The organism is Thalassospira povalilytica (assembly GCF_002844235.1).
Taxonomy (GTDB): Bacteria; Pseudomonadota; Alphaproteobacteria; order Rhodospirillales; family Thalassospiraceae; genus Thalassospira; species Thalassospira povalilytica.
This window is the reverse complement of the sequence record NZ_PGTS01000001.1, coordinates 144654-170700: the sequence shown is the minus strand read 5'-3', so window position 1 is coordinate 170700 and position 26047 is coordinate 144654. Positions and strand designations below refer to the sequence as shown.

Here is a 26047-nt window from a genome sequence, read left to right as displayed (position 1 = left end):
TCGATCAATGAACAGTGCCAATCAAATCTATTCCAATGACCGCCCGTTGCGTATCTTGCTGTGCGATGACCATGCGCTTGTGATGGATGGCATTCGTTCGCGGCTGGAATGTTTTGATCACATCAACATCATTGGGGAAGCCAGCAACGGCGTCGAAGCCCTGTCGCTGGCCGGTGAATTGCGCCCCGATGTCGTATTGATGGATATTTCAATGCCGGTCATGAACGGGCTTGAGGCCGCCGAAAAGTTCCGCGAAACGCTTCCGGATACCAAGGTTGTCATTCTGTCGATGCATGAAAACCCGGAATATCTGCGCACCGCCCAGCAGGCTGGCGCCAAGGGTTTCATCCTTAAGGATGTTTCATCCAACGACATGGTCCGCGCGATTGAAACCATCGCCAATGGCGGCGAAGCATACAGTTCGACCTTTGATCGCATCAGTGCCGGCGAAGGCAGCAACAGTGACGGCGTGCCGCTGACGACGCGCGAACGAACCGTTTTGCGTCTTCTTGCCAAAGGGGCCAGCAACAAGCACGTTGCCCGCGAACTCGACATCAGTGTGCGAACAGTTGAAACCCACCGCCGCAACATCAAGCGCAAACTTGATATCGACAGTTCTGCCGGTCTTGTCCGTTACGCAATCGAAAAAGGTCTGGTCACGCTCGACACCAACGCCTGATCGTCCGGTTCCGGTCTGGTTTGCGACGTGCTAGATACGACTTTATATTGATTTAACAAATGAAACCGGTACATTGGTCAATGGTTTGGATTGATTAAACTTTTCATCTGACGTCACGCTACCTGTATATAGCTCCTTGATAGGCGGAACGTGTGAACCATTCAGTAAGCTATACATCCCGACCCGACCTTGCGCGGTGCCGCGATTGTGGCGTGCGAAAGTTTGCGCTGTTTAACAATATGACGGACGAGGATTTCAAACTTGTTCATATGCCGGTTGAAGATGTCAGCTTGCCCAGACGGGGCACCCTTTACAATGCGGGGGACATGGCACAATCGATCTTCACCCTGCGCAGCGGGTTGATCAAACTTGTGCATTATCTTCCCGATGGTGGGCAAAGGGTGGTGCGGCTGGTGCGTCCGGGCGGGACAATCGGTCTTGAAGCCCTGGTCAGTGAATGTTTTACCCATCACGCCGAAGCCATTCAGGACAGTCAGCTTTGCCGCATTCCGATTGCCGTGATCGAGAAACTGGATCGCGAAAGCCCCCGTCTGCACAAACAGGTCCTTAATCGCTGGCATCAGGCAGTGATGGATTCAGATAACTGGCTGACCCAGATGTCGACGGGCACGGCGCGCGAACGGGTGGCCCGTCTGTGTCTGTTTCTGAACGATCCCGAAACCGGCACCTGTCAGTTGCCCGGCCGCGAAGATATCGGTGCGATGCTGGGCATCACCACGGAAACGGCAAGCCGTATCATCGCTGATTTCAGGCGGGCGGACTTGCTTGCCTTCTTGTCACGCAATGTCTTTCGACTGGACCTTGACGGGATAAGGGAAGTGGCTGGTCTTGATGAAACCGACCCCCTGCCTGACGAGACAAGGTGATATCCCGACTACCTGATGGCTTGTTGCAAAACGGTCTGGAATGCTGAATTCGGACCGCAGGCCAAGGACAGTCGTTGATATTCTTCGGGGGTGTCGATCTGGCGCTGTTCTTCGCGACGGCGCCGGTCAATATCGCGCAGCCGGCGCTTGAAATCCCGACCATATTCCGACAATAGCCGCTTGATCGCGGATGGCACATTATCCGCAGAAAGCGGGAACATCGCACTGACCTTGCCCACGACATCATTGACCAGATCATCAAGGGCAGCGCGAATATCGGCTTCCATGCCCTGATTGACTTTCACATGTTCGCCTTCGTGGGCGTAAACCACATCATATTCGCATGACCCGCGTTCGAGCTCCGATGCGATATAGACCAGATGTTTAACGACATCGACCTTTGGGCTGACTCGCACCGGATCCAGACAATACCGCCCAAACCCGACTTCGCGCGGTTCAAACCGCATGTCAAATGATGCCCGCATTTCGTATTCGGTCAGTCCGGCCACCAGATAACGCGATCCACCGCCCGCGCGACTGTTCAACCATCGTACCGACCGGTGACGATCAAGCATCGGGTCCTTGTGATTGAATTCAAGCATTGCCTCGGGCGACCTTATCGGTGCACAGGTCCCTTGCGCATATGCGGGGCTTTGCCATGCCCATATGACAAGCAAAACAAGCAGACCAATGACATGGTGTCGCGATAACAGCCGGTATCGTTGATCGCATTGCGACACGTCAGTTCCCCGTGCTGATGCGATAAAGTCGGCTGCAAACCTCAGACATGACGAACCTTGTCTGCACATTCGACACAAAGCGGTGTGGTCGGATCAAATTCCAGACGCCGTTTGTCGATGTCTTCACCGCAATTATGACAATGGCCATATTCATCATCGTCCATCCGCTTGAGCGTCTTTTCAATCCGGTCGAGTTCAGCGCTGCGACGACGTTCCTGTTCCAGATGCATCTGCTGGTTCTGAAGCGCGTCCATGCGTGACAAGCGCCCAACCGCCTGTTGATCCAGCTCGACAGGTTTTCGATAGTCTTCTGAATGGCTTGAATGTGCCAGGATGTCAGCACGCCTTTCTTCAAGACGCGCACGCAGCGAAGCCAGATCGATGTCTTTACGGTCCGTCATGCGAAACCTCGTGACCAGTTGTTGTTCTTCTTTATTCCATATGGGGATCGGCACCGCTGTTTCGCCAACCCCCGAACAGATTTGACCGGTTTGCCCGACCGCTCAGGCGCAATTTCCGCATGCATCGACAAGCTTTTCCAATGCTGCCTTTGCCTCATCATCATCAAGACCTTCGGCTTTGATGTTTTTCTGGATTTTGCAGCAAAGCGCCGGCCCATCGGGGAACGGCTTTTCAGTCCAGAACGGTGCTGTTGTGCCGAAATACCCCGCCTGATCAAGGAACGAAACACCGTAGTAATAAGCAGCCCCAACCGAATTATAAAAGGTCGGGTCATCGATAAATCCGCCATCGGGTGTCATTGACTTTGTCAGACACCAGTCCAGGACAAGTGCGATGTCAGACGCGGCTGTCTTTTGGGTATCGACATCGACCTTTGACCAGCCCAGATCGAAGATCTTGGTCACGTCATAGTTATTGTGGTTATTGAAATCGCCATTGTGCTTCCAGCCGAACGGATAAGCATCATCGCGGATCGCCAGCGTGGTTTGGAAAATCTCGGTCCATAAATCGACCTTCCCGTGCTGATAGGAAATATTGTGGAAGGTCAGGCTAAGGTCGTTGCTTTTAAGCACGCCCTGATCGGGTGTATCGAACCACCCGCCCCAATAGCCGCTTTGCCCGTCCTGCCAGCGATCAAGCCACTTTTTATAGGCATCGATGTAATCCTGGGTCAGATCAAACCCTTTTACATTGGCCTGGAAATAGTCGCGAATTTCGCTTTTGAAGCACATTTGTGAAAGGGCCGCGCTGACGGCCCCCAATGCATCGCGACGATCAAGGCCATCTGCGTAAATCTTTGATGTTTTTTGACTTTCAAGCCACGCGACCATTTTTTCCGGGGTGGCTATCGGGGCAAGAAATGCCAACGGGTATTGCGGTGCCTGCCCTTCATCGGCAAGGGTATTGACCGCATCGATCATGGCATCAACCTTGAGAAACCACTGATCATAGCAAGGCCCCCAGGAACCATCGCTTGCAACCTGTTTCCCGGCCCAGTCCTGATCGCGATTATCAAGCGATGCCGCAAAGGCATCAATCTTGGTCGAAAGCGTTTTCCAGTCGGCTGTATACATCAACAGCCATTTGCATTCGATCATCTGCTGATCGGATGAAGCCATGCTGTTACCGGTCTTCTGGATTTCGATCAACTCGTCCTGCAAAGGGGAAAGCTTGGCGGCAAAAGCCGATTGCTGCGTCACATAATCCGGATCAAATGCCGTGAACTGTTGTGAAATCAGTTTGGTAAAATCTGTCATTGGCCTTTTGCGCGCCCCGTTACGCGTGGAAGCCACCAGCATGACAAAAAATCACCTGTTGCCAAGGAATTATCGGAAGACAAACCGATGATGTCACGAATTTGCAGCCTCAATCACACAGGTGGCGTGATCGGGTAACCTTATTCTTCCAAAAGCCAGTTCCGAATAATCCGAAGCGCATGATCAGGATCCGTTTCAACAAGCTTTGTCGCGACATTTGCCTTTTTGCGGTCGATCATTCCTTCGATGCCCGCAACACTGATTCCATCAGCATCATTTTGGACCGGGACAATTGACGCCGCCGACGATGTGCCACGCAAACGATCACGCAAAACTGCATCCGAACCCGGTTCATATTTCGGAATCGGCGCCGCAGGTTTCGGACCGCCCATGAATGGGGCCGAAATGGACTGCGTTTGCTTTTTTGCACTTTCCGTCACGACCTGTCCTTCGTCAGATGGCAAACATGCTTCTTCGTCAAGATATGGCGACTCGTCGTTGGAACTGCACCGTCTTTCAATAATTTTGCCTTCCGGGAAGCCGAAAAACCTAAATTAGCGGATATTAAACTTTAGTAGGATATGTATGAGCAAACGATCCCGGTGACCAAAAAAATCTCAACCCAGGATAATACGCTCCGCACCCTCGAACGTTTTCAACTTGTCGTCAAAACCTTTCAGTTCTGCGGGGTTTGCCGTGATAGAGACCGAACCATTCGATACAACCCATTGTAAAAACACCAATAGAACAATCCAATTAAGTAAATTGTTTCGCAGGAGGAAAGTTCAATTCCTGTCATTTTGGGGTTTATCAAGCCCACTGGTGTATTTACCTTCGTATCCACTCAGGGTATTCACCACCTTTGAATAGTTTTGCCGATACCTTCGATCAAACGGCAACACGATGGGGGCTCAGTTTCTTTGAAGCAGTTTAAGTACATATTGATCGCCGCACTGGGGACCATTTTGGTCAACATCCCGGAAGCGCGTGCCGTGGAATTTGGTGAATCCCCGGTCCTTGCGTCGCAAGTTGCCGCCGGAACACTTCCCCCTGTCAAAGATCGTCTACCAACCACGCCGATGATTGTCACGCCAAACGATCGAATTGGCGTCTATGGCGGCACCTGGAAAATGGCCCAGCGCGATCAGCGCGACCAGGCATTGTTGATCCGCAACATCGGTTACGAGCCGCTTTTGCGCTGGACGCCGCAATGGACATCGACCATTCCGAACGTTGCCCTTTCCTTCCAGCCCAGCAGTGACGCGACCGAGTTCTTTTTCCGTCTGCGTCCTGGCATGCGTTGGTCTGATGGCGCGCCATTTACCGCTGATGACATTACGTTCTGGTACGAGGACATTCTGCTGAACCCGGCCTTTCCCGATGCTGTTCCCGAATGGCTGACGGCTGGCGGGAACGCTGTTCAGATTGATGAAGTCGACGAAAATACCGTCGCCTTCCGCTTCAGCACGCCTTATGGCCTGTTCCCGACCGCACTTGCCCGGCCAGAAGGCGTTGAACCGGTCAGCTATCCGGCACATTTTTTAAAGCCGCTTTTGCCCAAATATAATCCGAACGCCGATCAAGAAGCCCGTGCTCTTGGCTTTGCGGGTTGGAAAGATCGCTTCATTGATGTTTTTGGCAATCCGGGAACGATCGACGATCCGTCGCGCTGGCTTAATCCTGATGTTCCGACATTGAATGCCTGGGTCCTGACCGGTGTCTATGGCAAAGACGATCCATTGATCGCCAAACGCAATCCCTATTACTGGAAAATCGATCCGACTGGACGTCAACTGCCCTATATCGACGAGGTATCCTTTACCCTGGTTCCGTCGAAAAGTGCCGCGGGGGATGCGGCAATTGCCGGCAAGGTCAATATGCAGGAACGCCATGTCAGCACACGCGCGGACGAAGTTCTGGCTGCCAATGACAATCTGTTGCCCTTTACGCTGATTGAAAGCGACATGAACACCCTGACCTTGTCATTGAACCTGAATGACAAGGACCCGGTGCTGCGCAAGATTTTCCAGAACAAGGATTTCCGGATCGCGCTTTCGCATGCGATTGACCGTGACAACATCATTGCGCGTTTCGTGCCCGGTGCCCTGCCCCATCAGGCGGCACCGCGACCGGAAAGCCCGCTTTACCACACCGTTCTTGCCCGCCAATACATCCATTATGACCAGGCACTGGCAACGGACTATCTGGCCAAGGCCGGCCTGATGGAAAAGGATCAGGATGGCTTCTTGTTACGTCCGGATGGCAAGCGTTTGTCCTTCACCATCGATACAGAGGGTGCCGACCGGTTCGCGATGCTTGATGCCGTCATCCAGTATTGGCGTGATATCGGTGTCGACGTGACCGCAAGAAACCTGCCCCGTGACGAATTCGTCTCGCTGCGTGAACGCAACGACCACGAAGCAAGCGCCTGGGGAGGTGATGGCGGGCTTGATGCGATGGTTATCCCGATCAACTATCTTCCGATGTCGGCCGAATCATCATGGTTTGCAACCGGCTGGGCCAACTGGTACGTCAATCCGAACAGCCCCGATGCCATGACGCCGCCTGAAGCGGTCCAAAAGCAGCTGGCCCTTTATAACCAGCTCAAGGAAACCGCGAATGCAGAAAAACAAAATCAACTGATGCGCGACATCCTCGACATCAGCGCCGATCAGTTTTACGTTATGGGCATCGCTCTGCCGCCAAACCGGAAAGGCGTGGTCGCCAAAAACTTCCACAACGTTCCAAAGGTAATCCCGGCGGCCTGGAGTTATGCAACACCGGCACCGACCAACCCGAGCCAATATTATATTGAGCAAAAGTAATCGGCACGGGCTCGGATCATTGGTCAGGGGGGACGACGAGGCGTGAAGAAGCTGTTTGACCGAATGATCGGCAGCCTGGTTTTCAAGATCGCACTGGCGATTGTGATTGTCGAAACCATCCTGCTTGGATTGTTCGGCGGCTATTACGTTCAGTATTTCGGTGCCGAAATTGACCGGCGCATTGCAGAACAGATCAGCACCCCCGGCCGCCTGATTCAGGACGAACAACTCAAGGTCTCCATTCTCAGTGATGCCAAGCAGATGAAATTGCTGCTTGGCGATCATTTGCAGCAAGCCATGGCAATCGGCTTTGACGGCACGATTTATCATGCGATTGATCCGCTTCTGATCGGCAGTTCAACCGACGTTCTTCCGGATTTCCCGTCCGATGAATTGCGCCCCAACATGACCGAGCCGGCGCTGTTTACAGTCGATGACGTCGATGGTCACAGCATCGTTTCGATCACCCCGCTTTTCAGCCTGAATGCCAATCAGCCATTCATGTATGTGTTTCTCAAAGTCTCGACCAAGGGCCTTGAAGAAAGCCAACGCCAGATGCAGTCGGTTCTGCTGATCGGATCGGCAATCTGTATTCTGATGACTTCTGCGCTGATTTTCCTGTTCACACAGCAAACCGTTCTTCGGCGCCTGATTTCGGCAGCCCAGTTCGTGAACAAGATCCAGCTTGGCAAATTGAGTTCGCGGCTGACACCGATGGGACGCGATGAAATCGGAACCCTTGAGCGCGGCCTGAATGCGATGGCCGAAAGTCTCGAACGGCGAACCCAGCAACATCAGATCGCACAGGACGCCTTACGCGACAGCGAAGAACGTTTCCGTGACTTCACCTTGTCATCGGCGGACTGGTACTGGGAAATGGGTGCGGATCTCAAGATCGCGTTCGCATCCTATAAGTTCTATCAGCTGATCGAAGAAATTAACGGCTCCCCACAGGGGCAGTCATTCGACAAGCTTGGCCTGACATCCGAACATCCCGAAGGTTGGCACTATCTGCAACGCAGGCTTGATGCCCATATGGCGTTCCAGAACGTCGAATTTTCCTGGACGTCACGCAAAGGCGAAAAGAATTATGGCCGCATCAACGGCGTCCCGGTCTTTTCGCTTGATGGTCGATTTAACGGATATCGCGGCACCGGCAGCAACATCACAGCCCAGCACCGCGCCGCCGAAGAACAGCAAGCTCTTCAGCGTCAGCTTGCCACATCCCAAAAGCTTGAAGCTGTTGGTCAGATGGCCGGCGGGGTTGCTCATGAATTCAACAACTGCCTTGCCGGCATTCTGAGCTTTGCCGAAGTTGCGCGTGCCAAAATCGATGATCCCGAACGGGTTAAGGAATATCTTGATCACGTCATCTCGCTTGGAGAACGTGCAACCAGTGTTGCCGATCAGCTTCTGATGTTCTCACGGCGGCGTATTGACCAGCCGACCAATATCCGGGTGCAAAGCATTTTCTCCGAGATGGAGAAACTTCTGCTGACATTACTTGAACACCGGATTGAACTGCAAATCTGGTCGGACAATCCGGAACTTTACACCCGCGTCGACCCGACGCAGCTTTCGGCCTGTATCCTTAACCTTGCGATCAATGCGCGTGATGCAATGCCTGATGGCGGCACATTGCAAATATCGTCGCGCAGTGTCGAAATCCCGCCCCTTGCCCAGCGCAACCCGGACGAGGACGAAGATACCTATCCCGAAGATGTCGCAGGTGAATTTGTTGTCATTACGGTACAGGATACCGGTACCGGTATTCCCGACGACATTATCGACAATATTTTCGAACCCTTCTTCTCCACCAAGGAGCCGGGCAAGGGTACTGGTCTTGGTCTTTCAATTGTTCACAGCTGGGTCGAAGAATCACACGGCTTCATCAATGTCGAAAGCATCGAAGGCGAAGGCACGACCTTCTCGGTTTATCTGCCGCGCTCCGAAGCAGGCGGCGAGACCGCCCTTCGTGTGGATGAAGTCGACAAATTCCCGGGCAATGGCGAGCGGGTTCTGATTGTCGATGACGAACAGGCACTGCGCACCACCGCACGTATTATTCTTGAAGATGTCGGCTTCAGAACCGAAACCGCCAAAAACACCGAAGAAGCACTATGCCTGCTAAGTGCGGCCGAACAGGATGACCCGTTTGACGTCATTCTGACCGATGTTGTCATGTCCGGCCGAAGCGGGCCGCAACTGGTCATCGAGGCATTGCGCAGCAACCCGCGTTATGGCGTTGTTTTCATGTCGGGCTATCCCGCGCGCTCGCGCAAGGAACTCGACAAGCTGCTCGGCAATTACGTGTTTGTCAAAAAGCCGTTCCGCCCCAGCCAGTTGCAAAAGGCCATCCATGATGCATTGGCCTTGCGAGCCGAGCGGCAAAAAACCTGACAGCGGCGTATTAGAACAGGAAATCCGCCCCTTGACCGGGCACCAGTCCGCCCGAGTCCCTCGCCAAACAACAGCATTTCAGACCGCGATCATCGCGCAAAGGTTAAAAAATTCTTTCGATACAGTTGCCCGCTAAGCAATTGGCGTGACTACGGTTCTTTGTGTGATGAGCTGCTCCTAACCAGCCCGGTGTGACAGCCGTCACTTTTTTTGATCTGTTTCATCCCTACCTTTATAAACAGACAGATTACGCACGAGCATGAAGAGGTCAGAATGATCGGTTCAGTTCAAGGTTCAGGACTTGGTGCCGCAGCACAGGCTGTTAACGATGCCATCACCCCGAATGGTGGTGCTGACCCGTCCCTGCCCTTTGCAGCAGCAGAAGGTGCCATTAACAAGGCGACCGGTCTGGCCAAGGTTATCGGATCCATTGTGACCGAACATCAGCCCCTTGAAACCAGTGGCCATCGCGGCACCAAGGTTAATATCCTAACGTGATTTTCCCTCTCGTTAGCTTCCTCCGGGGGTGGTCTGCGACCACCCCTTTTTGTATTTGAATGCTTTCAAATACCCGGTCATGACAAGCAGCAAGCCCCGTGCTAAGGTTCGGGGATATTGCGCATTTGGACGGTATGATGGTCGCCAACAGAATTGGAACAGGTTCGTCCCAAACGGGACTTCAGGATGCACGATCCCGCCCCCAGGGTATCCCGGGTATGGGCGGTCGTGTTACGGCCAATTCAGATCAACCATCTTCTGACAGCTTCATTGCGGCCCAGCTTGCGCGTCTGCGCAACCTGATTGCCACCGATCAGATTGATCACAATGCGCGTCGCGGGACCTACCTTAACATCCTGCTTTGACGCTCTTTTCGGCCATCTTTGTGGATTGCCCGTCGTGAACCGATCCGTTGTTTGCGACGCCTTTGCGCGCGTTCCCGCAACCTTGGCAACGTCACAAAATAAAAGGCGGACCAAAAGGCCCGCCTTTTTGCCTGCTCGCCTCATCCGTCACGAACAAAGAAAAGTGCCCCGTACCGAAGTACGGGGCCAGTTCAATTGTCCAGGTGTGTTGGACAAGGGAGCTTGCGCAAAAGCGTGATCAGATCACGCAGTTGCCTGGTTTTCGCTCTCGGAGCGAATAGGATGTTCCAGTTTGTCGACGATTTCCTTCGGCACGATCTGCCAGAAGTTGCCGCGTTCACGATCCCAGTTATCAAGGATCGTACGTGCATAACCGCTTTCGGTTTCTGCAACATGCTCTTCAATGAGCGAACGGCAATGTTCGTCCCAATACTGGGTTTCAATGCGCTGATACAGGATGGAGCCATCATTGACGACATCGGCAAAGGTGCCTTCAACGTCATAGATGAATGCCATGCCACCGGTCATGCCGGCCCCGAAGTTTTCACCGACCGAGCCCAGAATAACTGCGGTACCGCCGGTCATGTATTCACAACCGTTCGAACCACAACCTTCGACCACGACGGTCGCACCGGAGTTACGCACACAGAAACGTTCACCGGCCTGACCCGCAGCAAACAATTTGCCCGACGTCGCACCATAAAGAATGGTGTTGCCGATGATGGTGTTTTCATTGGTCTTGAGCGGGCTGGAAGGCCGCGGACGCAGAACAATCGTCCCGCCCGAAAGACCTTTGCCCACATAGTCGTTGGCATCGCCCTGAACTTCGATCTTGAGCCCCTGAACCGCAAAGGCACCAAGTGACTGACCAGCCGAACCGCGCAGACGGACATGCAGATGGCCCGGTTTCAGGCCGGTCATGCCGTATTTCTGCGTGATCAGTGACGACATCCGGGTCCCGATTGCACGCTGGGTGTTCTGGATGTTGTACTGAAGCTGCATCTTCTCGCCGTCTTCAAGAAGCGGACGGGCATCCTTGATCATCTGGGCATCAAGGGTATCCGGGACTTCGTTGCGGCCTTCGATGGTGCAGAAGCGTGCATGATCACCGGCATCAGCCTGTGCCAGCAGTGGGTTCAAATCAAGGTCAACAAGGTCTTTCGCGCCACGGTGAACCTGCTGAAGCAGGTCGGAGCGGCCAATTACGTCTTCCAGCTTGTCATAGCCAAGCTCGGCCAGAACGTCTTTGACTTCTTCGGCCATGAAGGTGAACAGGTTGACCAGTTTGTCGGCCGTACCAACGAACTTGGCACGCAGTGCCGGATCCTGGGTACAGACACCAACCGGACAGGTGTTGGAATGGCACTGACGGACCATGATGCAGCCAAGGGCGATCAGGGAAGCCGTACCGATGCCGAATTCCTCGGCACCAAGCATCGCACCAATCACAACGTCACGACCGGTTTTGAAACCACCGTCAACGCGCAGTTTGACTTTGTCACGCAGGTTATTGAGCGTCAGAACCTGGTTGACTTCCGACAGGCCCATTTCCCAAGGAACGCCTGCATATTTGATCGAGGTCTGCGGGCTTGCACCCGTACCGCCGTCATAACCGGAAATCAGGATCACGTCGGCTTTTGCCTTGGCAACACCGGCTGCAATCGTACCAACACCCGAACGCGACACCAGCTTGACGCAAACGCGGCAACGCGGGTTGATCTGTTTGAGGTCATAGATCAGCTGTGCCAGATCTTCGATCGAATAGATGTCATGATGCGGCGGCGGCGAAATCAGGGTCACACCCGGCGTCGCATGACGCAGCTGCGCAATTTCAACCGTCACCTTGAAGCCCGGAAGCTGACCACCTTCGCCCGGTTTTGCACCCTGGGCGACCTTGATCTGAATTTCTTCACAGTTGTTCAGATATTCAGCCGTCACACCAAAGCGACCCGACGCAACCTGTTTGATCGAGGAACGCGCATTGTCACCGTTCGCACGCGGACGGAAACGTTCACGCGATTCACCACCTTCACCCGAGTTCGATTTCGCACCGATGCGGTTCATGGCAATCGCCAATGCCTCGTGGGCCTCGGTCGACAATGCGCCATGGGACATGCCCGGGGTGACGAAACGTTTGCGGATTTCGGTGATGCTTTCGACCTTGTCCTGGTGAACAGGGCTGCGATCGGAACGGAAATCAAGCAAGTCACGCAGATGCAGCGGTTCACGCGAACGCAGACCTTCCGAGAACTTTCGGAACGTGTTGTAGCTGCCCGTCGTGACAGAAGACTGCAATGTATGGATCAGCGGACCGGTCCAGACATGGCGCTCGCCACTGCGACGGTATTTATAAAGGCCACCAACCGGAAGGCTGACGACATTGCCGTTAAACGCTTCTTTATGCTGGGCGATCGTGCGGCGCTGGATACCCTGAAGACCAATACCCGAAATACGCGACGGCATGCCCGGGAAGAATTCGGCCACCAGCGAACGCGACAGACCGATACTTTCAAAGTTATAGCCACCGCGATAGGAACTGATGATCGAGATGCCCATTTTGGACATGATCTTGAGCAAGCCCGCATCAATTGCGGCCTTGAAGCGCTGCATTACTTCAGCCGTGCTGTTCACATTCGGGAACAGGCCACGTGCATAACGGTCAAGCAGACCTTCCTGCGCCAGATAGGCGTTAACCGTGGTTGCGCCAACACCGATCAGAACGGCGAAGTAATGCACGTCCATGCATTCCGCCGAACGCACGTTCAGCGAAATGTAGGTACGCAGTGACGTCTTCACGAGATGGCTGTGAACACCACCGGTCGCAAGGATCATCGGGATTGCTGCACGCTCTTCGCTGATCGCTTCATCGGTCAGGATGATGTGCAATGCACCGCCACGAACGGCTTCCTCGGCTTCGCGCTGAATACGGGAAATCGCATCGCGCAGGGCCGACTGGCCACCATTGATGTCAAAGGTGGTGTCAATCTCGACCGCCGTTTCGCCCATATAGCCGCGCATGGCGTCATATTCGGCGTTGGTCAGAACCGGGCTTTCGAGCTGAAGCAGATCGCACTGGCTTTCATCTTCGTCCAGAACGTTGCCAAGGTTACCAAGGCGGGTCTTCAGGCTCATGACGCGCGCTTCACGAAGGGAATCGATCGGCGGGTTGGTCACCTGGGAGAAGTTCTGACGGAAGAAGTGATGCAGGCCGCGATACCGATCCGAAAGGATCGCAAGCGGGGTGTCATCCCCCATCGAGCCGATAGCTTCCTTGCCGTCTTCACCCATCGGATGAAGGATCAGCTCAAGATCTTCGTGGGTCAGGCCCATCGCCTTTTGCAAACGCAGCAGACGTTCTTTTTCGATATGCGACGGCTCGGTATGTTCCGGCGAAATCAGGTCATCAAGAACCTTGGTGCGACCGACCCATTTCGACCAGTCACGACGGTTGGCCAGTTTGTCCTTAAGCTCGCGGTCATGATACAGCTTGCCCTCTTCGAGGTTGACGGCAATCATCTGACCCGGGCCAAGGCGGCCTTTTTCAATGCAGCTTTCTTCGTCGATATGCACCATACCGGCTTCGGAACCGGCGATCAGAAGGCCGTTACCGGTGACCGCATAACGCAGCGGACGCAAACCGTTACGGTCCGTACCACCCAGAAGCCATTTGCCACCATATGCCGCAAGTGCTGCCGGACCGTCCCACGGCTCCATCACAGCGTTGCAATAGGCATACAGGTTTTTATAGCTGTCAGGCGTCGATGCCTTTTTCGACCATGCTTCCGGAACCATCATGGTTTTCACCATCGGAAGGTCACGGCCGGCACGGATCATCAATTCGAACACCGCATCAAGGGCTGCCGAGTCAGACGAGCCCGGCTGAATAACCGGTTTGAGGTCATCGATGCTGTCGGCGAACACTTCGTGCGCCATACGTGCTTCGTGACTTTTCATCCAGTTGACGTTACCGCGCAGCGTGTTGATTTCGCCGTTATGGGCAAGAACACGGAACGGCTGTGCCAGCGGCCAGCTCGGGAAGGTGTTGGTCGAATAACGCTGATGATAGACGCAGAAGCTTGAAATAAAGCGTTCGTCGCGCAGATCCGGATAGAAGGTATCAACATCTTCTGCCAGGAACATGCCCTTGTAGATGATCGAACGGCACGACATCGAACAGATGTAGAAATCCTTGATCGCTTCGGACAGAACCGCCTTTTCGATACGACGACGGATCGCATAAAGGTCGATTTCGAATTTCTCTTCGTCGACATCGTCACGGACACCGATCAGAACCTGTTCGATTTCCGGGCGGGTCTGGTTTGCCTTTTCACCGATGACCGAAACATCAACCGGGACCTGCCGCCAACCAAGAATACCATAACCCTGTTTGAGGATTTCGGTTTCGACGATTGCACGGCAACGTTCCTGTGCCGACATGTCGATACGCGGCAGGAACACCTGACCAACCGCAATCAGGCTTTCCGGGGCTTCCTGGTTGATCACCTTAAGGTAAGCCTTGAAGAAATCCTGCGGGATCTGAAGGTGGATACCAGCGCCGTCACCGGTTTTGCCATCGGCATCAACAGCACCACGGTGCCAGATTGCCTTCAGGGCTTCGATACCGGCCTCAACCACTTCGCGGCGCGGTTTGCCATCAATGGCGCCGACAAGACCCACACCACAGTTGGCGTGTTCTTCGGCCGGGTCATACATGCCACTGGCTTCAAGATGTGCCGCGTTTTTCTCAAAACGGGCGATCTCGGCAGCACCGCGGCCCTGATCCAATTTGTCCTGAACGATCTTGTTCATAACTTCTCTCTCCTAATGCGGCAGCGGGCTTAAGCAGCAGCTTCTTTGCGCGCCAGCAAATACTCATCAATTCGATCTGCCGCATCACGGCCATCACGAATCGCCCACACCACAAGCGACGCCCCACGGGCGATGTCACCAGCAGCAAACACGCCATCAAGATTGGTCATCATCGTGCGGAAATCGATTTTGACCGTGCCCCAACGTGACACACCAAGTTCCGGCGCATCAAACAGGGTCGGCAGATCTTCGGGCTCGAAGCCAAGTGCCAGAATGACCATGTCGGCATCCATGGTGTAGCTTGATCCTTCGATGACTTCCGGGCTCTGGCGGCCGCCGGCGTCGGGGGCACCAAGGCGCATTTTCACGGCGCGAACACCGGTGACCTTGTCATCGCCGACAAAGGCTTCCGGGTTGGTCAGCCAGACAAACTCGACGCCTTCTTCCTCGGCATTGGCAACTTCGCGCTGGGAACCGGGCATGTTGGCACGGTCACGGCGATAGAGACATTTGACCGACTTCGCCCCCTGACGGATCGCGGTACGGACACAGTCCATGGCGGTATCACCACCACCGATCACGACAACATTCTTGTCCTTGGCGTTCAGCGTTCCGTCTTCATATGCCGGAACCTTGTCACCCAGACCATGGCGGTTGGACGTGGTCAGATATTCAAGTGCGGGATAAACATTGCCAAGACCGGCACCCGGCAGTTTCAGTTCGCGGGCCTTGTAAACACCGGTCGCGATCAGAATGCTGTCATGCTTCTTGCGCAGATCATCAAGGGTCGCGTCGCGGCCAACCTCGAATTCGGTGTGCATGATAACGCCACCTTCCTCAAGAAGCTTGACTCGGCGCTCGACCACATCTTTTTCAAGCTTGAAGCCCGGAATACCATAAACCAGCAGGCCGCCCATACGGTCATAACGGTCATAGATATGGACTTCATATCCTTTGAGACGCAGCTGCTCGGCAGCCGCCATACCACCCGGGCCACCGCCGATGATACCGACCGACATGCCGTTTTCCTTTGCCGGCTTCGGGGCCTTGACCCAACCGTTCGCAAAGGCGGTATCGGTGATGTATTTCTCGACCGAACCGATGGTGACAGCACCATGGGTTGACTGTTCGATCACGCAATTGCCTTCGCACAGGCGATCCTGCGGACAGATGCGACCCGTAACTTCGGGCATGTTGTTGGTTGCGGCCGAGATGGCATAAGCCTCCTCAAGGCGACCTTCGGTGGTCAGGCGCAACCAATCGGGGATGTTGTTATAAAGCGGGCAATGGGCCTGGCAGAACGGCACGCCACACTGGGAACAACGCGACGCCTGATCGGCAGCCTTGTCGTCCTCGAATGCTTCATAGATTTCGTTGAAGTCTGTCCGACGCTCGGACGCCTCTCTTTTGTGCGGATATTTTTGTTCGAGATGAACAAATTTCAGCATCTTTTCTGTCATGACGGCCCTCTGGAAGGGTTTTATGTTGCGGGTTTCGGTCTGTATACGTGCCAAATACGCAAGAATCTAGCACAAAATGCATTATAGGTCAGTTTTGCTGACATAAATATCCGCACAATTTTTCGGGTCTTCCAGAAATCACTGCCGGTTTGGCCCGTAATAAAGTTTCATTAGTACCAAAATGGAACTATTTATGCATTTCGCCGAATCACGCTAAACTGCTATAAGCGATGAGTTTTTAAAGCGAACAGGCACAGAGGCCGGCGTGACCTTACAGCACATTATTCTTCTGGCAGTCGTCCAGGGGATCACCGAATTTCTTCCCATCAGCTCATCAGGACATCTCATTCTGGCACCGGCCCTGACCGGCAGTCCGGATCAGGGTTTGTTGGTAGATGTTGCGGTTCATGTCGGTACTTTGGCAGCTGTTTTGATCTATTTCTGGCGCGATGTGTTCGCCATGCTCGGCGGATTCGTCCGGCTGTTTACCGGGCGAATCAACGCAGGTGCCCGTCTGGCAATTCACATTGTGCTTGCAACCATCCCGGTCGTCGCGGTCGGTTTCTATCTCAAGGTCTCGGGCATCGAGGAGCAATTGCGATCTGTCGAGATCATCGCATGGACCACACTTGGCTTTGGGATCCTGCTCTGGATTGCGGACAAGGTCGGGATGACGATCAACCGGCTGGAACATATGCGCTGGGGCGGTGCACTGTTTATCGGTCTGGCACAGGTCTTGGCCCTTATCCCGGGCACCAGCCGATCAGGCATCACCATGACCGCTGCCCGTTTCATGGGCTACGAGCGTTCCGACGCTGCACAGTTTTCGATGCTGATGTCCATTCCGGTTATTTTGGGCGCGGGTCTTTTGGCCGGTATCGACCTGCATCAGGCCGGGAACATCGCCCTTAACCAGGACGTGCTTCTCGCAGCCGGGCTTTCTTTCCTGACAGCACTTATTGCCATTGCAGTGTTGATGAGCTGGTTGAAGCGTTCAAGCTTCACCCCGTTTGCGATCTATCGCATCCTGCTTGGTGGTGGTCTGCTGATCTGGCTTTACGTTTATGGTGGCGCGCCGCTGCCCTTCATGAGCTGACCGGTTTTGTTATTCCGCCTGGCAGGCACCAAACAGAATGGCACATTCCCCCATCTATCTGCGTCCGCTTGATCCGGTTGCCGATGGCCCGGCATTGCACACCATATTCGGCGACCCGCAATGCTGCCTTTGGCTTCCGGAACCGGCCTTTGCAGACATTGATGCAACCATTGCAAAACTGACCGACTGGACCACCGGGTTCGAAAAGACATCATGGGCCATTGCCCGGACGCCCGACGGCCCGGCCATCGGGCGAATTTCGCTTTTTAACACTGGCCATGACAAGGATGTCTGGGAAGCCGCCTGCATGGTGTCGCCCGCCACACGGGGACAAAACATCGCTGCGCGTGCGCTATCTGTCGCCATTGAGTATCTTTTTGCCACGACAACAGCACGCCGGATCTATGCAGACATAGACCCGGACAATCATGCATCCGTCAAAACATTTGAAAAACTTGGCTTTACCCGGGAAGGCGTCCTGCGCGGGGAATGGGTTACCCATATCGGCATCCGGGACTCGGTCATTTACGGCCTGCTCAGAACCGACCCACGCCCGTCCATTCCTGACAAACCCGTGCTTGTCGAAACCGGTAAATAGCCCCCCTTAATCCTGCCAAACCGGACCACCGGCCAACACCATTTGTGCACGCGCCGGGTCTTCGGGCGCGTAATCGGAATCATCAACAAATCGCATCAGGAACGGCTCATGCGATAACAGAAATTCAAGTGCGCCAAGCTGCACTTCGTTTGACGTAATCCCGGCACGCAGATCATCCAGCCCCAGCCCGGTTTGCGCAACCAGCCCCTGCAGCAATTCATCATCCCCGGCGATATGTGCAATCGCCCGAATGGCCAGCGTCTCGGCGGCTTCCTTGTTCATTTGTCACCCTTATCTCATCAACATTCACGACACTGCGCAATTCTTTACAGATATCCCTATCAGGCAGCAAAGCACCACCGCAGGATATTTCATCCATCAAACCATGACACTAGCGGAAAACCTTTGGATCGCCCGCTGTAATTTCAATGCGCAGACCACACATCAAGCAATGATGCCTTTCATTTGCAACAAACGCGGAATGTACTGACGCGGGCCGACCGTGTTCTTCTGCGCAAATCGGGCATAGATAAGAAAACTGATACATGCAGGTTTTCTATGGTCAAAATGCTGCTGATTGCACTGACCGTGATGATCATATCCATTGGCAGGGCCATGGCCGATGATCACACGATCAAGATTGCGTCCATCCAGCTTGCCGAAGGTTTGAACACCAACGACGGGCAAGGTTTTTATGCCGACATTTTGACGTCACTCGTGACAATCGAAAATTACCGCCCGGAAATTCGCATTCGACCTTTGAAACGGTCCGTTGTCGACTTTGCCGAACGCAAAGCCGACTGTATCTGGCCGGTTGACCGCACCCTGATCGTCAAGTTGGTCGGAAATGACATCGATATTCTTGAAAGCACCTACGTCTTTGAGGCGACCCAGCATATTTTCACCGCCCCTGGGACTGCGCCAATTACATCCATGGAAGAAATTGCCGGCAGATCGATTGGACTGACAATCGGGTCAAATGTCGAACAGGAACTCCGCAACGCTGACGCACAGGTTGCCCTTATCCCGCTGCAGGATAACAAAGTAAGCATGCTGGTTGCCGGCCATCTCGATGCGATTGTTGGATGGTCTCCTGATTTTCAGATCACTTTTCAGGATCTTAAACTCGGATCACCGCAATACAGCCAATCGCTGATTCTGACAAAAACACGAAATGCGATTGTTTGTCATGTTTCCGACATAACACGCAGCTTTATCGCACAAATGGACACAACCATTAAGACTTTCCGCCAATCCGAGCGGTTCAGAACGATCGCCCAAAAATACGGGGTCGCGCAGGCGCTGGGCCTTGAAGAAAGCACAAACTGATCGACGCGACACCTTACGAGAACCGGGAGTTATTTAAACCATTTGGCCTTGGACATAGCCCGCCAGATCACCAGACCGGCAATGACAATCACAGCAGCAGCAACACCACCCAGGCCGTTCCCCGCCATAAGCACCAGCCCCCAAAACCCCACTGTTCCGAACCCGATAGCAAGGCTCAGGAATGCGGACTTGGTCAGGGTATCCTGATTTTTCTGCGCAGCTTCTGCGCGTTTGATTTCATCGACAATCTCGTACCAGGCAAGCTGCTGCCAGCGGGAATATTTCAGCCCCTTTCGCGGACCTTTGCGCAGGAACTCGTCGAGTTGTTTTACGATGTTCGCAGCGCGCTCTTCGGGGGCAACATATTTGCCAATCCGTTCTTTTTTGCGCGGCGCATCATCTTCTTTCTCGATCATGTTCACTCGATCTTTTCCCCTGTGGCCGGCAAAGCCAGACCCTGCCCGAAAACAGACCGTAGCCCCAACCGATTTACATCAGGTAAACCATCGATACACGGGGTTTGAACGAGAAGCGCCTCACCATGCATCACATCCCGAAAGACAACGCGCAGCTATGATGCCCTAAAACCTTTTCCAAGATTTTACCGCGCTGTTTTCCGTTTTTTCAAAAACTTCCCGGACAGCAGGATTAAAGACAATCCGCAAGCCCCCATGTCAGCCCTGTAATTAGCCGACCACCCGCCATACATAAAAACAACAATGCATGAGACCGGGACCTTTGGATGCTGCCTAAACTGAAAATCATCGGATGCCTGATAACGGCAAGCCTTCTCCTGCCCTCCGTCGGGCATGCCAGCGGCGAAACCGGCATCGAGATCGTCGCATCCTGCAGCCCATGGCCGCCATACGTTATCGAAGGCAACCGCCCCGGGGGCATTCTGGTCGATTATGTCGAAGAATTGCTGGCATCCTTCGGATACAAGACAAGGATCGAAATTTACCCTTGGAAGCGCGCAATTGATGCGGCACGCAACGGGGATGTCGACGTTATCTTCTGTGCCGAAGCCGGACAGGCGCAAAATTACGGTCTTGAATACGAGTTCCCGATTCTGATCAGCGACACGGTGCTGCTGTCGCATCGTGATTACCCGCTTCCGACGGATCAACTATGGGAACACCGCGTCGCTCTGGGTGCGGGATATTGGTATGGCGATGAATTCGAAAACCGCCGCGACCAAGTCGACATCATGGAAGTGGTCGACGATTTTTCGATCCTGCGCATGGTGGCATCAAGGCGCGCCGATGGCGGGTTGATGGAAAAATCTGTGGCCGACGCCCTGATACAGGCGCACCCTGAACTTGGCCGTGTCATTCATATCAGCAACACGCCCGTTGCCACCCAAACGTTCTATTTCGCGACATCACCGGCATCTCGGCTGAACATGGAACACATTCGCCATCACCTGGCAAAGGCCAAGCCGACACCACTTAAGCAGCAAATCCGGATCGATACGAATTAGAACGGGTGCCGCCGATTGCTGAATTTGGCGGCAGATAAACTGGCTTCAGGCCACGGTCAATGCTGTAAGGGCAATAACGCCAAATGCGATCAGATGGATCATTTTTCTGTCTCCTGAATTTGGGCAGCGCAAACCACGTCCAATGGCGAACACGGCCAAAGGACACCGAAAGCAAACGCTAAAATGCAAAACAGGTAATTTAATGGCGCAATCAGGCCAATTTGATGCCCGGCTATCAAAGGCAACCGCTCAGGACAATCAAAAATGGCCGGTAAAAGATGGTGCGGGCGGCCGGACTTGAACCGGCAAAGCCTTTAGGGCCGGCGGATTTTAAGTCCGCTGCGTTTACCAATTTCGCCACGCCCGCATTGCGTGTCGCACCCGGCCTGTAACCGGAAAAAGGGTTCTAGCGCGGCTTTGAAATTGGTGCAACATCCTATTGCCGCTTTATCGCGTCATACAGAAATGATCCCCGATCAACAGCCACCCGATACTGATTACGGCAAAATTGCCCGCCTTACTCCATAATCCCTGCACTTTTGCCCTGCAACATGGTGCCAGATACCAATCAACGCGCTGTATCACACATGCACCGGCATCTGAAAACTGCCCTCGCGGCCACGGTTTGCATCGCAACCGCTGCGCTTTATTACCATCGCGGGGTTCTCCCAAGGATGATCTCGCTGGCCTTTGCCGGCGACGGCGGAGCGCGCCCTGATTCACTGATTTTGCGAAGCGAAACCTTGAACCGTGCGGATAACCGCCGACGTCATATGAACCGGCTTTATGACAAGATCGACAACGATCTGTATGAAAGCACCATATCGCCGCTGTTGTTTGACGATTTTGTTGACCCGGCCGATGAAACATCGCCGTCGCTGTATCTTGATACAAACACGGACCCGAATGTCGAAGTCTTTGGCGGTCGCGCAGCACTAACGTCGCTTGCCCGGCGTATCGATTTTGACAGTGCGGCGGGAACCTTCCCCATGCAGTCACGCACCGTGCGCGTCCCCATCAGCATCTGGGTGGTCGGAAACCACACCGATCTTGAAAACCGCATCACCCGGGCCGGATATGATCCGGGACTAAGCGGTGATTCGGTTTCGATTGATAGTGGCGTTGACTATTTGCTTGATGACGGTCTTGTCGTTGGCCTTGGCATTGGCTGGGGCAATACTTTGGGCGAAACAGGCTCACGGCAATTGCGATATCGCGAAAGCAACCTTGCAGTTTCCCCCTATTTCGTCGCCCGTATGACGGACTGGCTTAATCTGCGCGGCAGTCTGAGTTTTGGCAAAAGCATGATCAGCCAATCCGCCATTGCTTCCCCGCCAAGCGATGTGCCCTATGCCGAAAGCCTTGAAAGCAACACGTTTTCCAATTCGATCGGGTTTGCCTCGAAATACGATTTTGGCGGCTTGCCGGTAAGCTTGCAGCTTGATGGCGACATGATCACCGCCCATGAATATATCGGCTCTGCGCGGGCGACCGATGGCAGCACCATCACCGCAAAAACCGCGACGACAAGGCTGTTTGATGCAGCACTTGAAGCACGATACGACCTTGATCTTGGCCGTCACAAAATCACGCCCTTTGCCGGTCAGGAAGAAACGATTTCGCTGTTGAACCAGAATTATGGACGCAGTGGTTCGACACGTTATTACGGCGGATCGGAATACCGCTATGACCCGCTGAAATTTGATCTTAGCATCACCGGCTTCCGCGAAGTCGCAACCGACAGCGAACCGCTGGAAGGTATTCGGTCCGAAATCGCGCTGACCCGCGATTTACCCCAAAGCTATGTGACCCTGCAGCCGTTTCTGATGGTTGAAAGTACGAATATGTATCTCGATACGGGCGGCGGCATTACCCAGAACTGGGGCGCAATTCCCGGCCAGTTGAGTTTTGAAGTACGCCGAAAATTCACCTATGAAGTCCGGCACAGCGACTATTCCGGGCTGCTTACCATCGATTTTCCGTTCTAGGATGTAACCCAAATCATTGGCGCAGCGCCAATATCACCAAAGACGGCATCTTGCTATTGGCGATCCCCCCTGTGACAGGTAGGGTGCAAACAGAAATACAGAAATAACGCCAATTCCAGCAGGTTTGCGCCATGAACAAGCCAGATCCGGGAAACCGGTCCACGGTGGATACCAAAACCCTGACCCCGCCGGTCTTTGACCGGAATTTTCAAAAACAGTTCATCGATCTGTTGCTGTGGCGGCGTGATGTGCGGCGGTTCCGCACCGACCCGATCCCGCAAGATGATATCAATGACCTGATCAAGGAAGCCTGCCTTGCGCCGTCGGTTGGCAATTGCCAGCCCTGGCGATTTGTAAAGGTCAATGCCCCCGAACGACGCAAGGCCATTCGCGACAGTTTCGAACGTGCCAACAATGACGCGCTTAATGACTATCACGGTGAACGGGCAAAAATGTATGCGTCCCTTAAACTTCAGGGCATGGATCAGGCCCCCGTACAGCTTGCCGTTTTTGCCGACGAAGAAACCGAAGCCGGCATGGGGCTTGGCCGCAAGACCATGCCTGAAATGCTTGATTATTCTGCTGTGGCAGCGGTTCAGCTTTTGTGGCTGGCAGCCCGGGTAAAGGGCATTGGTGTAGGCTGGGTTTCAATCCTTGAACCCGACGTGGTTGGCAAAACCCTTGAAGTCCCCGATCACTGGCGACTGATTGCCTATCTGTGTATCGGCTATCCGGAAGAAGACCACATCGTTCCCGAACTGGTCCGCGAAGGTTGGCAGGATCGCATTGATCCCGATGCCCTGACCCTTGAACGCTGATAACGCCCGCATCTATTCCCATTTCAAGATACAAGGATACCAGGATGTCCGCCGACAAAACCCAACCAAACACCCCCGAACAGCCTGAGAAGAAAGGCCTGTCAAACGGTGTCTATTTCAAGATCATGGGCTATTTGCTGACGGCTGGCTGGGTCGGTTTTATTCTGGCTGCATCAGGCGGTGACACCGCTCATCCGCTGTTTGACTATATTTTTGTGGTTCCGTTGGCGGGCTGGATCATCGGGATGATCGTGGCACGCATCATCGTCAAAAAGTCCGGGGCAGACCGCCCGTAAGAAGGCATTCAAACAGGGTACTTCACCCCAGATTGCAGCAAAGGCGCCCTTGGTCGGGCGCTTTTTTTCCTACCGATCCCTCGAAACATGACCTCTTAATTGGGTTCGCGTAGCCACTCGGATTTGCGCTGGGCCCTCAAATGAAACCGCCGGAAAGCAGAGAGGAATCATTCAAGGTTTCGCGACGATGCATACCCTGCAGATATAAGCTCTGCCACTCCGATCAAATTATCAGGTCCCGCCCCTAATCATCATGTCTTTGATTTCGGGATCGTTCATCCCGGTATCGGTCATCATCGGAAAAACCGCCAAGCGTCATGATCCCGATGCCAAGACTGATACCGCCAAAGGTAACGAACAGTCCGAAAAACAATAAAAACACAAAGATCGGCGCATCCCGCGATGCCATCGCAAGGCTGTATATGCCGCCAACGTCGAAATAAAGAACCAGCCCACCAAACACCAAGGCACCAAACCCGCCATAGGCAGTATGTTCGATCATGAAGCGCACGATCGACCGGGCCTCACGCGCAGCCTTGCTGTTGCGAATATCCTGTTCGGGACGGCGATCGGGGTCGTTGTGATGCTGTTCCATGCCCTGTCCTTTGTTCAAGGTCAGAACCATTCTAGACATCCATCCCGCGCGATGCTTTGACCAAACGCAATTGGTCAAAGCTGACATGACGTAAAGGATCGAGGATTGAAGTCGGGGCTACGGGCTAGGCGCTGATAGTACCGCTATCTTCAATGACCTCACGCCCGCTTTCGATAATTACAAGACGGATACGCTCGGCTGCGTGATTGACATCTTCTGGGCTTTCCCCGCGCACAACCAAGGTCGTGCCAAGTTTCCCTTCGCGCAGAAACGGATAGGATCCGATATCGGTTTGCGGGAAATCGCCCTGAATTTCAGCAAGCATCTTGGCGATTGTACCTTCGGGGATATAACCACCGACAGAGCGCGACACCATCGGCTTGCCACCGACCAGTTGATGTTTGATGCCCTGGAACATGGCCTGCATAATCATCGGCACACCGGCCATGACATAAACATTGCCCATGCGGAAACCCGGCGCCTTTGAAATCGGGTTCTGCACAAGTTCGGCACCGACCGGTACATGCGCCATACGCAGACGCGCCTCGTTCAGGTCTTCGGGGTTTTCATAGTGGCTTTTAAGAAGTTCATGCGCCTCGGCATTGAGTTCAATTTCTACGCCAAACGCCTTGGCAACGCATTCCGATGTAATGTCATCATGGGTCGGCCCGATGCCCCCGGTGGTAAAGACGTAATCAAACTTCGCCCGGCATTCATTGACTGTGGCGATAATGGTGTCTTCGATATCGGGGATCACACGGGCCTCGGCCAGCCGCACGCCGATCTTGTTCAGTTCTTCTGCCAGATAGGGCAGGTTCTTGTCATGGGTACGGCCAGACAGGATTTCATTGCCGATAATAATCAAACAGGCACGGACCGGATCAGACATCACTTCCCCACAACTTCAATATCATTTTCAGACTCTAGACCTTACGCACCTAACAGGCGTCCGGGTCACAGGAAATCGCGCAACATCGCAACCAGCGGCACATCAGCCGGCGGCATCGGATAGTCACCCAGGCGCACAGGACGCACCCACTTTACCTGCTGGCCTTCCATCGGGGTGATCTCGCCTTTCCAGACGCGGCACAGATAAAGCGGCATCATCAGATGGAAGTCATCATAGGTAAATGAGGCAAAGGTAAAAGGCGCCAGGCAGCTTTCGGTAATATCGATGCCAAGCTCTTCCTTCAGTTCGCGCACCAGTGCCATTTCCGGTGTTTCACCGGGTTCGACCTTACCACCCGGAAACTCCCAAAGCCCCGCCATGGATTTGCCTTCGGGGCGCTGCGCAATCAATACGCGATGATCGGCATCCACCAGTGCCACGGCACTGACAAACACTGTTTTCCAGGGTATTTTACCCTGCCGCAAGTCGACCGACATGCAGCCTTTCTCTGGTTGTTGTATCGTCATGACAATGTTTTATCGCGGCCAATGTGCTTCGCCAAGTGCAGAAAACACTC

The 26047-nt window shown here is 53.9% G+C and carries 23 protein-coding genes and 1 tRNA gene; 13 read left to right on the top strand and 11 right to left on the bottom strand.

Features of this window, described 5'->3' with window-relative positions:
* Window positions 1–7 precede the first annotated feature (7 nt).
* Both CU041_RS00660 and CU041_RS00655 read left to right on the top strand, forming a co-directional pair.
* Complete coding sequence (locus CU041_RS00660) at window positions 8–679, top strand: response regulator transcription factor (RefSeq protein ID WP_101245345.1); 672 nt, start codon at window positions 8–10, stop codon at window positions 677–679.
* A gap of 212 nt (window positions 680–891) precedes the next feature.
* Window positions 892–1566: a Crp/Fnr family transcriptional regulator gene (locus tag CU041_RS00655; RefSeq protein WP_233432963.1), complete on the top strand. Its 675-nt coding sequence runs from the start codon at window positions 892–894 to the stop codon at window positions 1564–1566.
* Window positions 1567–1574: 8 nt separating this feature from the next.
* Here the strand turns inward: CU041_RS00655 and CU041_RS00650 are convergent, their stop codons facing one another.
* From CU041_RS00650 to CU041_RS00640, 3 genes are all read right to left on the bottom strand, one after another.
* A complete protein-coding gene (locus CU041_RS00650; RefSeq protein WP_233432962.1) occupies window positions 1575–2168 on the bottom strand; it encodes a hypothetical protein in 594 nt (197 codons plus the stop codon).
* Window positions 2169–2347: 179 nt separating this feature from the next.
* Window positions 2348–2707 (bottom strand): TraR/DksA family transcriptional regulator, encoded by a 360-nt coding sequence (locus CU041_RS00645; protein WP_101245342.1) that lies wholly within the window; start codon window positions 2705–2707, stop codon window positions 2348–2350.
* Between the two features lie 102 nt (window positions 2708–2809).
* Window positions 2810–4024: a hypothetical protein gene (locus tag CU041_RS00640; RefSeq protein ID WP_101245341.1), complete on the bottom strand. Its 1215-nt coding sequence runs from the start codon at window positions 4022–4024 to the stop codon at window positions 2810–2812.
* Window positions 4025–4944: 920 nt separating this feature from the next.
* Between CU041_RS00640 and CU041_RS00630 the strand changes: the two genes are divergently transcribed.
* The 4 genes from CU041_RS00630 (at window position 4945) to CU041_RS20880 (ending at window position 10112) form a co-directional block, all read left to right on the top strand.
* Window positions 4945–6849 (top strand): ABC transporter substrate-binding protein, encoded by a 1905-nt coding sequence (locus CU041_RS00630; protein ID WP_101245340.1) that lies wholly within the window; start codon window positions 4945–4947, stop codon window positions 6847–6849.
* Between the two features lie 42 nt (window positions 6850–6891).
* Window positions 6892–9249, top strand: coding sequence for an ATP-binding protein (locus CU041_RS00625; RefSeq protein WP_101245339.1), 2358 nt, complete (start codon window positions 6892–6894; stop codon window positions 9247–9249).
* 273 nt (window positions 9250–9522) lie between these two features.
* Window positions 9523–9747, top strand: a complete 225-nt coding sequence (locus tag CU041_RS00620; protein ID WP_101245338.1) for a hypothetical protein — start codon at window positions 9523–9525, stop codon at window positions 9745–9747.
* A gap of 218 nt (window positions 9748–9965) precedes the next feature.
* Window positions 9966–10112, top strand: coding sequence for a hypothetical protein (locus tag CU041_RS20880; protein WP_233432961.1), 147 nt, complete (start codon window positions 9966–9968; stop codon window positions 10110–10112).
* Between the two features lie 243 nt (window positions 10113–10355).
* On the opposite strand, the gene gltB is transcribed toward CU041_RS20880, so the two are convergent.
* Entirely contained in the window at window positions 10356–14921 is a 4566-nt protein-coding gene (gltB, locus tag CU041_RS00610; protein WP_101245337.1) for a glutamate synthase large subunit, read from the bottom strand.
* A 29-nt stretch (window positions 14922–14950) separates the two neighbouring features.
* On the bottom strand, window positions 14951–16381 hold the full coding sequence (locus CU041_RS00605; RefSeq protein ID WP_101245336.1) for an NAD(P)-dependent oxidoreductase: 1431 nt from the start codon (window positions 16379–16381) through the stop codon (window positions 14951–14953).
* A gap of 265 nt (window positions 16382–16646) precedes the next feature.
* Between CU041_RS00605 and CU041_RS00600 the strand changes: the two genes are divergently transcribed.
* Entirely contained in the window at window positions 16647–17477 is an 831-nt protein-coding gene (locus CU041_RS00600) for an undecaprenyl-diphosphate phosphatase (RefSeq protein ID WP_101245335.1), read from the top strand.
* 37 nt (window positions 17478–17514) lie between these two features.
* The gene (locus CU041_RS00595; RefSeq protein WP_233432960.1) at window positions 17515–18075 is read left to right on the top strand and encodes a GNAT family N-acetyltransferase; all 561 of its coding nucleotides are present in this window, start codon (window positions 17515–17517) and stop codon (window positions 18073–18075) included.
* Window positions 18076–18081: 6 nt separating this feature from the next.
* Here CU041_RS00595 and CU041_RS00590 read toward each other — a convergent pair whose 3' ends face one another.
* Window positions 18082–18357 carry a DUF3572 domain-containing protein gene (locus tag CU041_RS00590; RefSeq protein ID WP_101245334.1) on the bottom strand — a complete coding sequence of 92 codons (276 nt, stop codon included), beginning with the start codon at window positions 18355–18357 and terminating at the stop codon, window positions 18082–18084.
* A 276-nt stretch (window positions 18358–18633) separates the two neighbouring features.
* Between CU041_RS00590 and CU041_RS00585 the strand changes: the two genes are divergently transcribed.
* Window positions 18634–19404 (top strand): substrate-binding periplasmic protein, encoded by a 771-nt coding sequence (locus CU041_RS00585; protein ID WP_101245333.1) that lies wholly within the window; start codon window positions 18634–18636, stop codon window positions 19402–19404.
* Window positions 19405–19433: 29 nt separating this feature from the next.
* On the opposite strand, the gene CU041_RS00580 is transcribed toward CU041_RS00585, so the two are convergent.
* The gene (locus tag CU041_RS00580; protein WP_228195133.1) at window positions 19434–19820 is read right to left on the bottom strand and encodes a hypothetical protein; all 387 of its coding nucleotides are present in this window, start codon (window positions 19818–19820) and stop codon (window positions 19434–19436) included.
* A 326-nt stretch (window positions 19821–20146) separates the two neighbouring features.
* Between CU041_RS00580 and CU041_RS00575 the strand changes: the two genes are divergently transcribed.
* Window positions 20147–20884 (top strand): substrate-binding periplasmic protein, encoded by a 738-nt coding sequence (locus tag CU041_RS00575; RefSeq protein ID WP_101245331.1) that lies wholly within the window; start codon window positions 20147–20149, stop codon window positions 20882–20884.
* Between the two features lie 279 nt (window positions 20885–21163).
* Here the strand turns inward: CU041_RS00575 and CU041_RS00570 are convergent.
* Window positions 21164–21251 (bottom strand) — tRNA-Leu (locus CU041_RS00570).
* A 307-nt stretch (window positions 21252–21558) separates the two neighbouring features.
* On the opposite strand from CU041_RS00570, the gene CU041_RS00565 reads away from it, so the two are divergent.
* From CU041_RS00565 to CU041_RS00555, 3 genes are all read left to right on the top strand, one after another.
* Window positions 21559–22872 carry an autotransporter domain-containing protein gene (locus CU041_RS00565; RefSeq protein ID WP_233432959.1) on the top strand — a complete coding sequence of 438 codons (1314 nt, stop codon included), beginning with the start codon at window positions 21559–21561 and terminating at the stop codon, window positions 22870–22872.
* 131 nt (window positions 22873–23003) lie between these two features.
* Window positions 23004–23690 carry a 5,6-dimethylbenzimidazole synthase gene (gene bluB, locus CU041_RS00560; RefSeq protein WP_101245330.1) on the top strand — a complete coding sequence of 229 codons (687 nt, stop codon included), beginning with the start codon at window positions 23004–23006 and terminating at the stop codon, window positions 23688–23690.
* A 44-nt stretch (window positions 23691–23734) separates the two neighbouring features.
* Entirely contained in the window at window positions 23735–23986 is a 252-nt protein-coding gene (locus tag CU041_RS00555) for a hypothetical protein (protein WP_101245329.1), read from the top strand.
* Window positions 23987–24230: 244 nt separating this feature from the next.
* Here the strand turns inward: CU041_RS00555 and CU041_RS00550 are convergent, their stop codons facing one another.
* The 3 genes from CU041_RS00550 to mutT all read right to left on the bottom strand — a co-directional run bounded on the left by CU041_RS00550 (window position 24231) and on the right by mutT (window position 25967).
* Window positions 24231–24581 (bottom strand): hypothetical protein, encoded by a 351-nt coding sequence (locus CU041_RS00550; protein WP_101245859.1) that lies wholly within the window; start codon window positions 24579–24581, stop codon window positions 24231–24233.
* A 124-nt stretch (window positions 24582–24705) separates the two neighbouring features.
* Window positions 24706–25470, bottom strand: a complete 765-nt coding sequence (locus CU041_RS00545) for a competence/damage-inducible protein A (RefSeq protein ID WP_101245328.1) — start codon at window positions 25468–25470, stop codon at window positions 24706–24708.
* A 65-nt stretch (window positions 25471–25535) separates the two neighbouring features.
* Window positions 25536–25967: an 8-oxo-dGTP diphosphatase MutT gene (mutT, locus tag CU041_RS00540; protein WP_101245327.1), complete on the bottom strand. Its 432-nt coding sequence runs from the start codon at window positions 25965–25967 to the stop codon at window positions 25536–25538.
* Window positions 25968–26047: the final 80 nt, after the last annotated feature.

Bases quoted from the DNA above. Each gene is read 5' to 3' on its own strand.
- CU041_RS00550 (WP_101245859.1), bottom strand. From the start codon at position 24,581: ATGGAACAGCATCACAACGACCCCGATCGCCGTCCCGAACAGGATATT.
- CU041_RS20880 (WP_233432961.1), top strand. From the start codon at position 9,966: ATGGGCGGTCGTGTTACGGCCAATTCAGATCAACCATCTTCTGACAGC.
- CU041_RS00660 (WP_101245345.1), top strand. From the start codon at position 8: ATGAACAGTGCCAATCAAATCTATTCCAATGACCGCCCGTTGCGTATC.
- CU041_RS00575 (WP_101245331.1), top strand. From the start codon at position 20,147: ATGCTGCCTAAACTGAAAATCATCGGATGCCTGATAACGGCAAGCCTT.
- CU041_RS00640 (WP_101245341.1), bottom strand. From the start codon at position 4,024: ATGACAGATTTTACCAAACTGATTTCACAACAGTTCACGGCATTTGAT.
- CU041_RS00645 (WP_101245342.1), bottom strand. From the start codon at position 2,707: ATGACGGACCGTAAAGACATCGATCTGGCTTCGCTGCGTGCGCGTCTT.
- gltB (WP_101245337.1), bottom strand. From the start codon at position 14,921: ATGAACAAGATCGTTCAGGACAAATTGGATCAGGGCCGCGGTGCTGCC.
- CU041_RS00650 (WP_233432962.1), bottom strand. From the start codon at position 2,168: ATGCTTGAATTCAATCACAAGGACCCGATGCTTGATCGTCACCGGTCG.
- CU041_RS00585 (WP_101245333.1), top strand. From the start codon at position 18,634: ATGGTCAAAATGCTGCTGATTGCACTGACCGTGATGATCATATCCATT.
- CU041_RS00555 (WP_101245329.1), top strand. From the start codon at position 23,735: ATGTCCGCCGACAAAACCCAACCAAACACCCCCGAACAGCCTGAGAAG.
- CU041_RS00590 (WP_101245334.1), bottom strand. From the start codon at position 18,357: ATGAACAAGGAAGCCGCCGAGACGCTGGCCATTCGGGCGATTGCACAT.
- CU041_RS00605 (WP_101245336.1), bottom strand. From the start codon at position 16,381: ATGACAGAAAAGATGCTGAAATTTGTTCATCTCGAACAAAAATATCCG.
- bluB (WP_101245330.1), top strand. From the start codon at position 23,004: ATGAACAAGCCAGATCCGGGAAACCGGTCCACGGTGGATACCAAAACC.
- mutT (WP_101245327.1), bottom strand. From the start codon at position 25,967: ATGTCGGTCGACTTGCGGCAGGGTAAAATACCCTGGAAAACAGTGTTT.
- CU041_RS00595 (WP_233432960.1), top strand. From the start codon at position 17,515: ATGGCACATTCCCCCATCTATCTGCGTCCGCTTGATCCGGTTGCCGAT.
- CU041_RS00545 (WP_101245328.1), bottom strand. From the start codon at position 25,470: ATGTCTGATCCGGTCCGTGCCTGTTTGATTATTATCGGCAATGAAATC.
- CU041_RS00620 (WP_101245338.1), top strand. From the start codon at position 9,523: ATGATCGGTTCAGTTCAAGGTTCAGGACTTGGTGCCGCAGCACAGGCT.
- CU041_RS00580 (WP_228195133.1), bottom strand. From the start codon at position 19,820: ATGATCGAGAAAGAAGATGATGCGCCGCGCAAAAAAGAACGGATTGGC.
- CU041_RS00565 (WP_233432959.1), top strand. From the start codon at position 21,559: ATGATCTCGCTGGCCTTTGCCGGCGACGGCGGAGCGCGCCCTGATTCA.